12 protein-coding genes and 2 riboswitches are annotated in these 14,868 nt (G+C 70.6%); of the genes, 8 read left to right on the top strand and 4 right to left on the bottom strand.

The window, feature by feature from the left end:
• Positions 1 to 7: 7 nt before the first annotated feature.
• From ABD140_RS02160 to modA, 3 genes are all read left to right on the top strand, one after another.
• Complete coding sequence (locus ABD140_RS02160) at positions 8 to 208, top strand: hypothetical protein (protein ID WP_344236066.1); 201 nt, start codon at positions 8 to 10, stop codon at positions 206 to 208.
• Positions 201 to 1,394: a HesA/MoeB/ThiF family protein gene (locus tag ABD140_RS02155; protein WP_344236064.1), complete on the top strand. Its 1,194-nt coding sequence runs from the start codon at positions 201 to 203 to the stop codon at positions 1,392 to 1,394. The genes ABD140_RS02160 and ABD140_RS02155 overlap by 8 nt, the downstream gene beginning before the upstream one ends.
• A gap of 177 nt (positions 1,395 to 1,571) precedes the next feature.
• Positions 1,572 to 2,336 (top strand): molybdate ABC transporter substrate-binding protein, encoded by a 765-nt coding sequence (gene modA, locus ABD140_RS02150; protein WP_344236062.1) that lies wholly within the window; start codon positions 1,572 to 1,574, stop codon positions 2,334 to 2,336.
• Between the two features lie 4 nt (positions 2,337 to 2,340).
• Here the strand turns inward: modA and ABD140_RS02145 are convergent, their stop codons facing one another.
• Together ABD140_RS02145 and ABD140_RS02140 are read right to left on the bottom strand one after the other, a co-directional pair.
• The gene (locus ABD140_RS02145; protein ID WP_344236060.1) at positions 2,341 to 3,360 is read right to left on the bottom strand and encodes a ribonucleotide-diphosphate reductase subunit beta; all 1,020 of its coding nucleotides are present in this window, start codon (positions 3,358 to 3,360) and stop codon (positions 2,341 to 2,343) included.
• The gene (locus ABD140_RS02140) at positions 3,357 to 5,549 is read right to left on the bottom strand and encodes a ribonucleoside-diphosphate reductase subunit alpha (RefSeq protein ID WP_344236058.1); all 2,193 of its coding nucleotides are present in this window, start codon (positions 5,547 to 5,549) and stop codon (positions 3,357 to 3,359) included. Before ABD140_RS02140 ends, ABD140_RS02145 begins: the two co-directional genes overlap by 4 nt.
• Before the next feature lie 99 nt (positions 5,550 to 5,648).
• A riboswitch (cobalamin riboswitch) is annotated at positions 5,649 to 5,861 on the bottom strand.
• A 160-nt stretch (positions 5,862 to 6,021) separates the two neighbouring features.
• Positions 6,022 to 6,148, top strand: a riboswitch (cobalamin riboswitch).
• Positions 6,149 to 6,291: 143 nt separating this feature from the next.
• Here ABD140_RS02140 and ABD140_RS02135 point away from each other — a divergent pair.
• From ABD140_RS02135 to abc-f, 5 genes are all read left to right on the top strand, one after another.
• The gene (locus ABD140_RS02135; protein ID WP_344236056.1) at positions 6,292 to 6,618 is read left to right on the top strand and encodes a (2Fe-2S) ferredoxin domain-containing protein; all 327 of its coding nucleotides are present in this window, start codon (positions 6,292 to 6,294) and stop codon (positions 6,616 to 6,618) included.
• On the top strand, positions 6,615 to 7,601 hold the full coding sequence (locus ABD140_RS02130) for an ABC transporter substrate-binding protein (RefSeq protein ID WP_344236055.1): 987 nt from the start codon (positions 6,615 to 6,617) through the stop codon (positions 7,599 to 7,601). Before ABD140_RS02135 ends, ABD140_RS02130 begins: the two co-directional genes overlap by 4 nt.
• Positions 7,598 to 8,683 carry a FecCD family ABC transporter permease gene (locus tag ABD140_RS02125; RefSeq protein ID WP_344236053.1) on the top strand — a complete coding sequence of 362 codons (1,086 nt, stop codon included), beginning with the start codon at positions 7,598 to 7,600 and terminating at the stop codon, positions 8,681 to 8,683. The genes ABD140_RS02130 and ABD140_RS02125 overlap by 4 nt, the downstream gene beginning before the upstream one ends.
• On the top strand, positions 8,680 to 9,492 hold the full coding sequence (locus tag ABD140_RS02120; RefSeq protein ID WP_344236051.1) for an ABC transporter ATP-binding protein: 813 nt from the start codon (positions 8,680 to 8,682) through the stop codon (positions 9,490 to 9,492). Before ABD140_RS02125 ends, ABD140_RS02120 begins: the two co-directional genes overlap by 4 nt.
• Positions 9,493 to 9,695: 203 nt before the next feature.
• Complete coding sequence (gene abc-f / locus ABD140_RS02115; RefSeq protein ID WP_344236425.1) at positions 9,696 to 11,453, top strand: ribosomal protection-like ABC-F family protein; 1,758 nt, start codon at positions 9,696 to 9,698, stop codon at positions 11,451 to 11,453.
• Here abc-f and ABD140_RS02110 read toward each other — a convergent pair.
• On the bottom strand, positions 11,416 to 14,025 hold the full coding sequence (locus ABD140_RS02110; RefSeq protein ID WP_344236049.1) for an ATP-binding protein: 2,610 nt from the start codon (positions 14,023 to 14,025) through the stop codon (positions 11,416 to 11,418). The two genes, abc-f and ABD140_RS02110, sit on opposite strands and share 38 nt — an antisense overlap.
• A 186-nt stretch (positions 14,026 to 14,211) precedes the next feature.
• Positions 14,212 to 14,865, bottom strand: a complete 654-nt coding sequence (locus ABD140_RS02105; protein ID WP_344236047.1) for a hypothetical protein — start codon at positions 14,863 to 14,865, stop codon at positions 14,212 to 14,214.
• Positions 14,866 to 14,868 lie beyond the last annotated feature (3 nt).

Raw genomic sequence — 14,868 nt, 5'->3', positions numbered from 1 at the left:
AGGAGCTTTGAGCAACGACCGCGAAGAAATGCGCAGGTTCCTGAAGGACTACGCCGAGGGGAAGAAGCCGGGCGGCGAGCGCGGCATGGTCTACAACCACAAGACCAAGCAGTGGGAGATGCGGACCGTCGGCGCGGAGCAGGACGGCGACCAGATCTACGACCTGAAGCAGAGCGACATCGACGTCTTCGGGAGGTCCGGTGGCTGAGCCGGGGCCCCGGCACGTGGTCATCCGCCCCGCCGCCCACACGATGCTCCTGGCCGCGGACCGGCCGCTGCGGCTGGGCTGCGTCCTGCACGACCACGGCGACCTGGCGGTGATCGACGGAAGCCCCGGCCGGGAGGCGGTGCTCCTGCCTCCCGGCTCCCGGGCCGACCTCCGCGCCGAGGACACCTTCCTGGTGTGCGCGTGGGACGGGAGGAGGTTCAGCGCGCACACCCTGGTGGACGGCGAGCCCGGCGCCGAGGTGGACGTCACCGTCGTCCCGGACGGCTCCGACGCGTTCGAACGGGTCAGGGGCATCTTCGAGACCGACCTGCTCGAGGACCGCGCGGTCGCGGTCTTCGGCGTCGGCTCCGGCGGGAGCTTCATCGTCCGCGAACTCGCCAAGGCCGGGGTCGGACGCTTCCTGCTGGTCGACCACGACCGCCTGGAGGTCGGCAACATCTCCCGGCACGAGTGCGGCATGCCCGACGTCGGCAGGCTGAAGGTGAACGCCGTGCGCGACCTGATCCACCGGCACAATCCCGGCGCGCAGGTCGTCACCTGCGCCGAGCGGCTGACCGGAGACTCCCGCGCGCGGATGCGCGGCCTCGTGCGCCGGACGGGCGCGGACCTCCTCATCGGCGCCACCGACACCCGGGAGAGCCGTCTCCTGCTCAACCGGATCGCGCTCCGGGAGAACCTGCCGCTCATCCTCGGCGGCATGCACAGGCGCGCCTACGGGGGCATCGTCCAGCGCGTGGTCCCCGGGCTCACCGCCTGCTACCAGTGCTTCGTCCAGACCCTGCCGCAGGAGGCGGCCGACAACGAGATCAGCAGCGAGGCGGACGCCGCCGCGGCGGGCTACACCGACCGCCTCGTGGCGCCGCAGCCCGGCCTGTCCACCGACATCGTCCCGGTGGCGCTGCACATCGCCAAACTGGCGGTCCTCGACCTCCTCGACGGCGCGTCCCCGGCACTGCGCTCTTTGGACGCCGACCTGGTCGCCAACTTCTACCGCTGGGCCAACCGCCGGGAGGAGATCTACGCGGGCCTGCGGCCCATGCGCGACACCGTGGACGGCATGACGGTGCTGCGCTGGTACGGCGGCGTCCTTCCCCGGCAGGACGACTGCGCGGTCTGCTCACCCGGCGACGACTCCTTCGACGACGGCACCTTCGGAACCGGCTGAGGACGTCCCGTCGCCTGGTCCACCGTACGGGGGCGGGCTATTCTCCACTCGCATGTGCGTATCGATCCTCCCACTGCGATCGCAGGTGAGAGTGCCATCGCCTTTATCACCTCGCATTTGCGTCTGTATGGTGAGGGGCTGCAGCGATGGTTCGCATTCGGTGAAGGAGACCCCCTGGTGTTCAAGCGCATGGTGCGGTGGGCCGCGGTGGCGCCGCTGCTGGCGGTGCTGGTCACGGGCTGCGGCTCGGACGGAGGCTCGCGGGACGGCGAGAGGAAGCTGACGGTGTTCGCCGCGGCGTCGTTGACCGAGACGTTCACCGAGCTCGGGCAGGCCTTCGAGAAGGAGAACTCCGGGGTGAAGGTGGTGTTCAACTTCGGGTCGAGCGCGACCCTGGCGCAGCAGATCACCCAGGGCGCGCCCGCCGACGTCTTCGCCGCGGCCAGTCCGGCGACGATGAAGACCGCCACCGACGCGAAGCCGGCGGACTCCCCCGTGGTGTTCGCGCGCAACAAGCTGCGGATCGCGGTGCCCGCCGGCAACCCCGCGAAGATCGACGCGCTGGGGGACCTGGCCGACGCGAAGGTGAAGGTCGCCCTGTGCGCCGAGCAGGTCCCCTGCGGGGCCGCGGCCGTCAAGGCGCTGGAGGCGGCCGGGGTGAAGGTCACCCCGGTCACCCTGGAGCAGGACGTCAAGGCCACGCTGACGAAGGTCCGGCTCGGCGAGGTCGACGCCGCCCTGGTGTACGCCACCGACGTGCTGTCCGCCGGCGACGAGGTCGAGGGCATCGCCTTCCCGGAGGCCGACGAGGCCGTCAACGACTACCTCATCGCCCCCCTGGGCGAGGCCGTCCTCCCCGCCGAGGCCCGGAAGTTCGTCGACCTGGTCCTCTCCGACCAGGGCCGCGAGACGTTCACCAGGACGGGCTTCCTGGCCCCCTGACGCGTCAGAAGTCCTCGTCGAAGGAGACGGTGCCCTCGACGGCCACTTGGTAGGCGGAGACGCGGCGTTCGAAGAAGTTGGAGAGTTCCTGGACGTCCTGGAGCTCCATGAAGGGGAACGGGTTGGCGGTGCCGTAGCGGCGGGGGAAGCCGAGGCGGGCGAGGCGCTGGTCGGCCACGTACTCCAGGTAGGAGCGCATGTCGGTGGCGCTCATGCCGGGGAGCCCCTCGCCGCAGAGGTCGTGGGCGAAGGCCAGTTCGGCGGCCACGGCCTCTTCCAGCATCTCGGTGACCTGGACGGTGAGCTCGTCGTCGAAGAGGGAGGGTTCTTCGGCCCGGACGGTGTCCACGACGCTGAAGGCGAACTCCATGTGCATGGACTCGTCGCGGAAGACCCAGTTGGTGCCGGAGGCGAGGCCGTTGAGGAGGCCGCGGTCGCGGAGCCAGTAGACGTAGGCGAACGCGCCGTAGAAGAACAGGCCTTCGATGCAGGCGGCGAAGCAGATGAGGTTGAGCAGGAAGGCACGGCGGTCGGCGGCCGTCCGCAGCTCGTCCAGGGACGAGATCGAGCCGATCCACTTGAAGCAGAATTCGCCCTTGGCGCGGATGCTGGGGATGTGCTCGATCGCGGCGAACGCCTGGCGGCGCTCGTCGTCGTCCTGGAGGTAGGTGTCCAGGAGCGTCAGGTAGAACTGGACGTGGACGGCCTCCTCGAAGAGCTGCCGGGACAGGTAGAGGCGGGCCTCCGGAGAGTTCACGTGCTTGTAGAGGTTGAGCACGAGGTTGTTGGCGACGATGGAGTCGCCGGTGGCGAAGAACGCGACGAGGCGTTTGACCAGGTGCAGCTCCTCGGATGTCAGCTTCGCCAGGTCGGCCAGGTCCGAGGCGAGGTCGACCTCCTCGACCGTCCAGGTGTTGCGGATGGCCGCCTTGTAGCGCTCGTAGAAGTCGGGGTAGCGCATGGGCCGCAGGGTCAGGTCCATGCCGGGGTCCAGCAGGGTCCCCTGCTCAACGGTGGTGGTCACTGGCAGGCCTCGCAGATCTCGGGGTTCTCCAGGGAGCAGGCGACCGCGTCGTCGTCGGCGGTCGGCAGGCTCTCGCCCCGGGTGGGGACGGTGGTCTGGGCGATGCGCGTCGCGGGGCGCGAGCGCAGGTAGTAGGTGGTCTTCAGGCCGGCCTTCCACGCGTAGGCGTACATCGACGAGAGCTTGCCGATGGTCGGGGTGGCCATGAAGAGGTTCAGCGACTGGGACTGGTCGATGAACGGGGTGCGGGCGGCGGCCAGGTCGATGAGCGCCTTCTGCGGGATCTCCCACGCGGTGCGGTAGAGCAGCTTGAGGTCGTCGTCGAGGACCGGGATGTCCTGGACGGAGCCTTCGGCGCGCTTGACGGCGTCGCGGATCTCGGGAATCCACAGGCCGCGTTCCCGGAGGTCGGCGACGAGGTACTTGTTGACCTGGAGGAACTCACCGGAGAGGGTCTCGCGCTTGAAGACGTTGGAGACCTGCGGCTCGATGCACTCGTAGCAGCCCGCGATGGAGGCGATGGTCGCGGTCGGGGCGATCGCGGTGAGCAGCGAGTTGCGCAGACCGGTGCGGGCGACGCGCTCGCGCAGCGCGTCCCACTCGGCCTTCCTGGCGTCGCCGATGGTGAAGTGGTCGGGGTGCAGGACGCCGCGGGCGGCGCGCGTCCGGTCGTAGGCGGGGTGGGCGCCGAGCTCTTCGGCGAGGTCGGCGGAGGCCGCGTACGCGGTGAGGGCGATCTCCTCGGCGATGTCGGTGGAGAGCCGCAGCGCCTCCGGGGAGTCGAACGGCAGCCGCAGGGTGAAGAACACGTCGGCCAGACCCATCACGCCCAGGCCGATCGGGCGCCACTTCTTGTTGGCGGCCTCCGCCTCGGGCGTGGGGTAGAAGCCGCGGTCGATCGTGCGGTCGAGGAAGCGCACGGCCGTGCGCACGGTCTCGCGCAGGCGGGCGAAGTCGAAGCCGTCGGTGGTGGCGTGGCGGGCCAGGTTGATCGAGCCGAGGTTGCACACGGCCGTCTCGGCCTGGTTGGTCACCTGGAGGATCTCAGTGCACAGGTTCGACAGGTGGACGACGTTGCCGGGCTCGGCCGTCTGGTTGCAGGTGCGGTTGGAGATGTCCTTGAACGTCATCCAGCCGTTGCCCGTCTGGGCGAGCGTGCGCATCATCCGGCCGTAGATCTGGCGTGCGGGGACCTGCTTGGTGTACTTCCCGGCGGCTTCGGCGGCCCGGTACGCGGCGTCGAACTCCTCTCCCCACAGGTCCACCAGCTCGGGGACCTCCTTGGGGTCGAACAGCGACCACACCGCGTCGGCCTCGACCCGGCGCATGAACTCGTCGGGGATCCAGTTCGCCAGGTTCAGGTTGTGGGTGCGGCGCTGCTCCTCACCGGTGTTGTCGCGCAGCTCCAGGAACTCCTCGACGTCGGCGTGCCACGGCTCCAGGTAGACGCAGGCCGCGCCCTTGCGCCGCCCGCCCTGGTTGACGGCCGCCACGGAGGAGTCGAGGGTGCGCAGCCACGGCACGATCCCGTTGGAGTGGCCGTTCGTCCCGCGGATCAGCGAGCCGCGCGAACGGATCCGCGACCAGGAGATCCCGATGCCTCCGGCGTACTTCGACAGCCGCGCGACCTGCCCGTACCGCTCGTAGATGGACTCCAGCTCGTCCTTCGGCGAGTCCAGCAGGAAGCAGGACGACAGCTGCGCGCGGCGTGCGCCGGAGTTGAACAGCGTCGGCGACGACGGGAGGTACTCCAGCCGCGACATCATCCCGTACAGCTCCGCGGCCTCGGCGACCGTCGCGGCGAGCCCGCACGCGACGCGCAGCATGAAGTACTGCGGGCGTTCGATCACCTTGCGGGTGCGCGGGTGGCGCAGCAGGTACCGGTCGTAGACGGTGCGCAGGCCGAAGTACTCGAACCTGTCATCGGCTCCGTCGTCGGCGAGCGCGTCCAGCTCGGCCGCGTGCGCGGCGACGAACGCGGCGGTGGTGTCGTTCAGCAGCCCCTCGGCGTGCGCGAGGGCGATCGAGCCGGAGAACGAGGCGACTCCTTCGCCCGCGGCCTCGTCGCGGATCAGCTCGGCGAGCAGCCCCGCGGCGACGCGCGACTGCGCCGGGTCGGCACCGACCTTCGCAGCCGCCTCCCGGATGAGGAGCTCCCGGTCGGGTGTGGCGGGTGCGGTGACGGTCATCGGCTCTCCCTCGTGTTCCCGCCTTCCGGGCGCACGGAAGACAGCACACGGGACCCGACGGCACCGCGCCTGCCCACCGGCCTTCCCTCGAGGCTTCATGGACGTCTCGGCGCGCGGGCAGGTCTTCGGACTCAGGGGCGCACGGCACACGCCTACCGGCCGTCGCTTCCCGGGTCCCGCGGGACCCAGTGCTTCGTTGACGGCTTTCGTTCCCCATCACCGCTGCGGGGCAGTCCCGGATTCCCACCGGGTTCCCTCTTGCGCCGCTTCGACCCTGACGGGCCGGAGCGGACCAGCGCTGCGGAAGACTCTACATCTAGTGGCGGCGGCGAATGAACAACCCAGATGTTGTAGGCGTGTTCATCGTGACGCTGACGACGCCGGATCGCGCCACGCCCCGGGGCGGGGAGGTCTCACTCCAGAGACGATCAGGGCATGTGCCATGATGGCGGACGAAAAGGCGAGCGCGGACGAGGAAGCCGGTGCGAATCCGGCGCGGTACCGCCACTGTCATCGGCGAGCGGATCCCGACTGAAGCCACTGCCCCCTCCGGGGCGGGAAGGCCGGGACGAGCGTTCGAGCCGAGAGCCAGGAGACTCACGCGTCTCGCCTCCTCGATGTGACTGGGGCGGATCTCCCCGGAGAGGAAGTGCGTGGCGTGCCCATGGAGCGTGCCCGAAAAGCGCCGTGCCAGGTCACGGTGTGCCGTGGCTGTTGCTGCGGCGGCCCGAAGGTCACCGGTGTGGACCATGGCGAGCAGCTCGCACGGCTGAGGCGGGAGGCGCCCGTCCTGGTGTCGGACTGCCTGGGCGTCTGCGAGCGCGCGAACGTCGTCGTGGTCCGGCCCTCGGCGGCGGGACGCGCCGCCGGAGCCCGGCCCGTCTGGCTCGGCCTGGTCAACGGCCCGGACGCGACCGAGGACGTCGCCGGCTGGATCAGGGCGGGCGGGCCCGTCGTAGTGCCGATCCCCGACATCCTGGACCTTCATGTCTTCGCTCCGCCACGCCGTCCTCCGGCGGTCCGCCCCTCGAAGGTTCGCGGAACACCGCGTGAGAGGAAGACCCCATGACGGGCAGACGCCCTTTGTCCCTGCTGCCGGCGCTGGTCTGCGCCGCGCTGGTCTCGGCCTGCGGCGGCGGCTCCGCCGGGGAGACCGGAACCGAGGCGCCCGCCGCGCGCGGCTTCCCGGTCACCGTGTCGAACTGCGGGGTCACCACAACCTATGAACGGGCTCCGCGGCGGGCCGTGACGATGAACCAGCACGTCACCGAAGTACTGCTGGCGCTGGGTCTGGAGAAGTCGATGGTCGGCACGGCCTTCCTCGACGACGCGATCCTGCCGGAGTACAAGGCGGCCTACGACGGCGTCAAGGCGATCGCCGACGAGTACCCCTCCTACGAGACGCTGCTGGCGGCCGAACCCGACTTCGTCTACGGCGGGTTCACCAGCGCCTTCGACGAGAAGGAGGGCCGCGGCCGGGAGCGGCTGTCCGAAACGGGCATCGACAGCTACCTCGACGTCGAGAGCTGCCCGTCGGGACCGGTGACCATGGCGACCCTGGAGCAGGAGATCCGCAACGTCGCCGGGATCTTCGGTGTCCGGGAGCGGGGCGAGCGGGAGCTGGAGCGCCTGCACGGCGTCCTGGACTCGGTCGCCGGGAGGCTGGAGGGCGTGGATCCGGCCAGGGTCTTCGTCTACGACAGCGGCGACAAGACCGCCTTCACCGCGGGCGGCGCGGGCATCGGCAACGAGATGATCGAACTGGCGGGAGGGGAGAACCTCTTCGCCGACGTCGACAAGGCGTTCGCCGACGTGTCGTTCGAGCAGGTCGCCGAACGCGCCCCCGAGGTCATCGTCATCTACGACTACGGCGGCCAGAGCGTCGAGGACAAGAAGAGGTTCCTGCTGGCCGACCCCGTCCTGAAGGACGTTCCCGCGATCAGGGAACAGCGGTTCGCGGTGCTGCCGCTGTCGTCGGCCGTCCTGGGGGTGAGGGCGCCCGCCGGAGTGGACTCGCTGGCCCGCCAGATCCACCCGGACCGCTTCAGGTGACCGGCGCCGCCCGCGAGGCCGGGGCGGACGCCGCCGCTCCGGCCTCCCCCGCCGTGCCGCGCAGGCTCCCCTACGGGCTGGTGCTGCTGCTGTCCGGCGCGTTCCTGCTCGCCGCCGCGACGGCCGGGGTCGCGGTCGGGTCGATCACCATTCCGGCCGGGCAGGTGTGGGAGATCCTGCTGCACCGGGCGCACCCGGCCCTGGCCGAACCCGCCTGGCCCGCCGTCCGCGAGACCATCGTCATGGACGCCCGGCTGCCCCGGGTGCTGCTGTGCGCGGTGGTCGGAGCCGGGCTGGCGGTGTGCGGCATGGCGCTGCAGGCCGTGGTCCGCAACCCGCTCGCCGACCCGATGCTGCTGGGGGTGTCCTCCGGCGCGACCGTCGGCGCGGTCGTCGTCGTGGTGTTCGGGGTGGCCTGGTTCGGGGTGTTCACCCTGCCCTTTTCGGCGTTCCTCGGGGCGCTCGCGGCACTCGTCGCGGTGTTCCTCCTGGCGCGTTCCGGCGGGCGGATGACCACGGTGCGGCTGGTGCTGGCGGGCGTGGCCACGGCCGAGGTGCTGTCGGCGATCGCCGGTTTCGTCGTCGTCACCTCCGACGACCCGCACGCCGCGCAGTCCGCGCTGCGCTGGATGCTCGGCGGCCTCGCCGGGACCACCTGGGAGATGTTCTGGATCCCGGCGGCCGCGGTGCTGGTGGGCACTCTCGTGCTGCTGGGGGTGTCGCGGCCGCTGAACCTGCTGCTGGCCGGGGAGGAGGCCGCCGCGGCGCTCGGCCTGGACGTGCACCGCTTCCGCGCCGCCCTGTTCGTGCTCGTGGCGATGATGACCGGCACGATCGTGGCGGTCAGCGGCGCGATCGGCTTCGTCGGGCTGATCATGCCGCACGTGGTGCGGCTGCTGGTCGGCGCCGACCACCGGCGCGCGCTGCCCGCCGCGGCACTGCTGGGCGCGGGCTTCCTCATCGCCGCCGACCTGGCCGCCCGCACCCTGGTCAGCCCCGAGGAGATCCCCGTGGGGATTCTGACGGCGCTGGTGGGCGGCCCCTTCTTCCTGTGGCTGATGCGGCGAAAGGCGGCACGGTGACCCGGACCGCTCCCGGAACCCTCTCGGTCCAGCGGGTGTCGGTGGCCGTGGACCGCCGGACCCTGGTGGACGCGGTGTCCCTGGACGTCGCGCCCCGCGAGGTCGTGGGGCTCGTCGGACCCAACGGCGCGGGGAAATCCACCCTTCTGCGCACCCTCTACCGGGCGGTGCGCCCCACGTCGGGGCGGATCCTCCTGGACGGCGACGACGTGTGGCGGATGCCCGGCAGGCGGCTCGCCCGGCGGCTGGCCTGCGTCCTGCAGGAGGCCTCCGGGGAGTTCGAGCTGAGCGTCCACGACGTCGTCGCGATGGGCCGCACCCCGCACAAGCGCGCCTTCGACGGCGACGGCCGCGCCGACCGCGAGATCATCGCGTCCTCGCTGGGCGAGCTCGACGTCGCCCACCTGGCCCGGGCGCCGTTCGAGCGGCTGTCGGGCGGGGAGAAGCAGCGGGTCCTCATCGCCCGCGCGCTCGCCCAGCGCGCGGGAACGATGGTCCTGGACGAGCCGACCAACCACCTCGACCTGCGCCACCGGCTCGACGCACTGCGCCTGGTCCGCCGCCTCGGCGTCACCGCCGTCATCGCCCTGCACGACCTCGACCTGGCCGCCATGTTCTGCGACCGCGTCTGCGTCCTGCACGGCGGCCGCGTCGTCGCGCTCGGGACGCCCGCCGAGGTCCTCACGCCCGAGCTGCTGGCCGAGGTGTACCGCGTCGCCGCCGAGGTGGACGTGAACCCGCATACCGGGACGCCTCGGCTCACCCTGCTCCCCGGCTCCGGTCCCCGGGAAGAAGCGCCTTTCACCTGAGCGGGCCTTCACGGGCTCCGGCCGCGGCTCCGGGGCTCCCCTCACCGGTCCGAGGTTTTTTACGAGACGAGACGGTCCGTCTTGACACAGGGGCCGTCGCCCCGCATACTTCCCTTTATCGAGACGGACCGTCTCGTCTCGATGGACACGACCGAGCGTGCGGAGACCTTCCGCTCGCGCCGACGAAGAGGAGGTGGGGCGCTCTGCGTACCCCCGCGCAACTGACCCTCGACCAGATCACCAAGCGCTACGGGACCCGCGTCGTCCTGGACCGGGTGTCGCTCACCGTCCGGCCCGGCGACCGGATCGGCGTCATCGGCGACAACGGGTCGGGCAAGTCGACGCTGCTCAGGCTCATGGCGGGCGTCGAGCGGCCGGACAACGGCGAGCTCGCGGCCGTCGCGCCCGGCGGCGTCGGACACCTGCCGCAGACGCTCGCGCTGCCGCCGCACGCCACCGTCGCCGACGCCGTCGACCTGGCGCTGGCCGACCTGCGCGAGCTCGAGATCCGGATCCGGGCGGCCGAGCTCTCACTCGACGCGGCGGGCGCGGACCTGGACCGCTACGCGGAGCTCGTGGCGGAGTTCGAGGCGCGGGGCGGCTACGAGGCCGACGTCCGGGTGGAGGTCGCGCTGCACGGCCTGGGGCTGCCCGGACTCGACCGGAACCGCCCGCTGGGCACGCTCTCCGGCGGCGAGCGCGCCAGGCTCGCCCTGGCCGCCACGCTGGCCTCCTCCCCCGAGCTGCTCCTGCTCGACGAGCCGACCAACGACCTCGACGACCAGGCCACGGCCTGGCTCGAGCAGCGCCTGCTCGCCCACCGGGGCACGGTCGTGGCGATCACGCACGACCGGATGTTCCTGGAGCGCGTGACCACCGCCGTCCTGGAGGTCGCCGAGGGCCGGGTGCGCCGCTACGGCGACGGATACTCCGGCTACCTCACCGCCAAGGCCGCCGAACGCGCCGCGCAGGCGCGGGCCCACGAGGAATGGAAGGGGGAGCTGGACCGGCATGCCGCGCTGGTCTCGGCCAACGCGGGCCGGTTGGCCACAATCCCCCGCAAGATGGACAAAGCAGGCATGGGCACCGGCGCCTGGCGGGCGCGCTCCCGCACCCACGGCGCCGCCGGCCGCATCCGCCAGTCCCAGCAGCGCCTCCAATGGCTCACCGCCCACCCCTCGCCGCCCCCGCCCGAGCCCCTGCGCTTCACCACCGTCCCCGCCACCGCGGGCACCGCCCCCGGCGACGACATCGCCGTCCTCGACGACGTGGCGGTCGCGGGCCGGCTCCACCTGGAGTCCCTGACCGTCCGCGCCGGTGAACGCCTGCTCATCACCGGCCCCAACGGCGCGGGCAAGACCACCTTGATGCGCGTCCTCGCCGGAGAACTCCAGCCGGACACCGGCGAGATCCGCCGAACCGGCCGCATCGGATACTTCCGCCAGGACGACCCCGACACCGACCCCGGCAGCCCGCGAGATGCACTCCCCGCCGCCGCTCCCCGGCAGAGCGGCGCGGCACACCGGACCGTGCTGCAGGCATACGCGCACGGAAGGCCGGGAAGCCCGGATGAGCACGCGGACGCGCTACTCGCCCTCGGCCTGTTCCAGCCGTCCGACCTGAGCCTGCACGTCGGAGAACTGTCCTACGGCCAGCGGCGCCGGATCGAGCTGGCCCGGCTGGTGAGCGAGCCCGTGGACCTCCTCCTGCTCGACGAGCCGACCAACCACCTGTCACCCATGCTCGCGGAGCAACTGGAGGAGGCCCTGGCCTCCTACCACGGCGCCCTGGTCGTCGTCACCCACGACCGCCGCCTTCGCGCCACGTTCACCGGCACCCGCCTCGAACTGGCCGAAGGCACGGCCACCGCGTCCTCCAGCCCTGGAGCGGATCACGTTCGTCCGAAGGAACGACACGGCCGCGTCAGCGTTTGTCCAGGTTCTTCGCCATCGCTCGGTTGACAGAAGGGTCTCGGCCCTGCAGATACGGCGGAATCGGCTGGTACCCGCTCTTGCGGTAGAGCTGGAGGGCTTCCTTGTTGCGCGCACCGGTTTCCAGGACGATGCGTCGCGCGCCATGCGCGGCGACGTCCTCTTCCAGTCGGGCGAGCAGCCGTCGTCCCACGCCGAGACCGCGCAGGGAAGGTGCTACGTACATGCGTTTCAGTTCGGCGACGAGGCCGTTGCCGAGAGCGCGCCAACCTCCGCAGGCGACTGGAGAGCCGTTCTCGTGATAGCCCAAGAAGAACGCACCTCGCGGTTCCCGGAACTCATCGACGGCAACGCGGTCGATGAATTCGCCGTCCTCGTCGTCATAGAGGCCATCGTATTCCGCGAGCAGCACGGTGATCAATTTCTGAGCGTCGGGGTGGTCCATCGCCCGGGCGACGAAGACAACGGTTCCCTCGGTCACGCGTACAGATCCGCCTTCTCCCCCAAATTCGGCTGGCGCGAGCGACCGTATCCGTTCCCGGATCTGCGCCGCGCGAGGATCCTGCAGATCATCGAAGATCTCCAGGGCCTCCCGGTAGCACTCTACGGCACGCCGCGAGGCGCTTTCCTCGAGCAGCAACACGGCCCCTAGCCGACACAGGTCCATGGCGGTTCCGTGCCGCTGTCCCAGGGCTCGCCGGATGAGCAGAGCCTCTTCGTAGCAGCGCAGCGCCTCGGCCCTCTCCTCCAGATCGAGGTGGACATCGCCCAGGTGTCCCAACGTGATGGCCGTGCCGTTCTCGTTTCCCACCTCACGTCTGATCTCCAGGGCCGCCCGCAGCACCGAGAGCGCCTTCTGGAACCGCCCCGCACCCTGGTGGGCGACACCCGTGTAGGTGAGCGCCATGCCTTCGCCGTTCAGCGCCCCTTCCGCTCGCCAGATCTCGAGCGAATTCGTGTAGCACGCGATCGCCTCCTCGAACCGGCCGAGTCCGAGATGGCATTCACCCAGATTGTTGAGAGTGGCCGCCTCGCCGAGCGCGTTCCCCAATTCCCGACACAGTGCGAGGGCACGCTGGTGGCAGCCGATCGCCTCCCGGTACTGGCCGGTCTCGCGGAAGGCGTCGCCGAGCCCGTTCAGCGCCCAGCTCTCGCCGTCCGCGCTCCCCGACTCCCGGCTGGCGGACACGCTCGTGGAGTACAGGGATATCCAGTCGATCCAGTGCTTGGAGGTGTCGAAGAAGGCCCACAGCGCCAGGGGAAGACGCCAGGCGATCTCCGGGAACCCCTTTCGCGCCGCCGCCTCGGTGACGGCCGCGATGTTCTGCCGCTCGGTTTCACACCAGCGCAGGGCGGTGCCGCGATCGGGGAAGTCCAGGGGTGGCGGGCCAGGCGGGACGCCGGGCGGCAGACGGCGCCGATGCGGGGAGAGGACGGTGTCGGCGGCGTCCGCCGTGTACAGGTACCACGTGAAAAGACGTTCCAGACAGGTCTTCCGATCGGCGTCGGTCTCTTCGACGGCCGCGCGCTCGGTCGCGTAATGGCGCAGGAGGTCGTGCATGCGATAGCGCTCGTGCCCCACCTGTTCGACCAGGTGCATATCGGTCAATTCGCGCAGCACCCGCGCCGTTCCGGGGTACGTCGCCCCAACCAGGACACCGACCGCGTGGACGTCCATGTCGGCACCCGGGTGGAGGCTCATCCGGCGGAACGCCTCCTGCGCCTCGGCGGAGAGTCCCTCGTAAGACCAGGAGAAGACCGGACGAATACCGCCTTCGTCATCCGAGGCGTCCAGGGCCTCCAAGGGCTGTGCGGCCAGGTCCCGCACCAGCGAGCGCAGCGGGACGCGGTGCTCCCCGGCCGCCACCCGTTCGCCGCCGAGGCAGAGCGCGAGCGGTAGATGCGAGCACAACCGTGCGAGTTCCGCCGCGCTGTCCCCGTCCAGGCGCTCAGAACCGATGAACTTCTCCAGCAGCGCCCGCGACTCTCCGTCGGAGAAGGGGGGCAGGACGATCCGGTGCGCCCCGTACCGCGTCACCAGCCCACCGAGGCTGTTCCTGCCGGTCACCAGGACGGAACACGACGCCGATCCGGGAAGCAGCGGAACGATCTGCTCGACGTATCGCGCGTTGTCCAGAATGACGAGGACACGCCGCTCGTGCAATGTCGTCCGGTAAAGCGCGGACAATTCGTCGAGCTCGGTGGGAATGCTCTCCTTCGCCACGCCAAGCGCGCGCAGGAACGCGTTCAGAACGCCTTCCGGTTCGGCCGTGGGCCGATCGTCATAGCCGTGCAGATCGATGTAGAGCCGTCCGTCGGGAAACCGGTCCCGCTGCCGGTGCGCCCAGTGGACCGCGAGGGTCGTCTTGCCCACGCCCGCCATGCCGATGATGACCGCCACGGATACCGCGTTCGAACCCTCTCCCGCCTCCAGCAGCGCGTCCAGTTCCGCAAGGTGCTTCCTTCTGCCCGTGAAATGGGCGATGTTCCCCGGCAGTTGCTGTGGTCTGGGCGGCTCGCCCCGCCCGCCGATGATCAGTCCCCCGTGAACGTCACGTATCTGAACGACATTTCTCGCATCCCCCGAGAAGTCGTTCCGCATCTCTCCCCCTCGCCGACCCCGCCGGAAAATACTCTCTATTATGGAGCATAATCATCGTGCCGACCAGCCCGAGGACGCCATTTCCCTGCAGGAGCGATCACGACCGATGGCTCGAGTATTTTTCGGTGCGCGATCACGCGAGGGGGAGTCGTCCGAACGACGGGAAGTGCATACCCGTCCGGCGGGTCATGGGGGCCACTGGTCGCAGTATTCGATGTGGATCTCGCGGGCTGCGCCGAGGATGCCGTCGTTGGCGTGGAGTTCGGTGCAGAAGTGCGGATAGTTCGGGTGGATGGGGATGTAGCCGGGGCCGTGGCGGGCGACATCGAGGAAGTGCCGGGTGGTCTCTCTGAAGACTTTCGCGCTGCCGGTCATGAACAGGGTTTCGGCGTGGAGGTGCTGGTGGAAGAGGTCGCGGTTCTCTCGGTGGTGGCGGGCTTCGGAGGGGATCACGGCACCGTCGGGGCGGGGTTCGTCGGGCAGCTTGACGGCCTGCGGGCGACCCGGGCCCAGGCGGCTGCGGACCTCCTTCCAGCGTGCGGGTGCGAACTGGAGGGAGTGGTGCAGCAGGACGAGGTCGAGGCGGCGGGTGCCGACTTCGGACGGGGCGTGGGGCGGGGGCGGGTTGGTGCGCAGGGGCAGGTGGATGAGTGAGCGCGGGGAGGAGGCGGCGAGTTCCCACAGGCCGCCGATGCGCTGTGCGGCGTCCTGGTCGAGGTAGGCGTCGAGGTGCCGGTCGTGGTCGAGGAGCACGGCACGGGTCAGCGGGCGCGCCGGGCGGATCACGGTGAACTCCGCGGGGCCGAGGCGCGCCCGGTGGCGGGTGATGGCGAGGGGCATCGG

It is taken from the genome of Actinocorallia libanotica (assembly GCF_039525175.1).
Taxonomy (GTDB): domain Bacteria; phylum Actinomycetota; class Actinomycetes; order Streptosporangiales; family Streptosporangiaceae; genus Actinocorallia; species Actinocorallia libanotica.
This window is presented reverse-complemented; position numbering and strand designations above follow the sequence as displayed.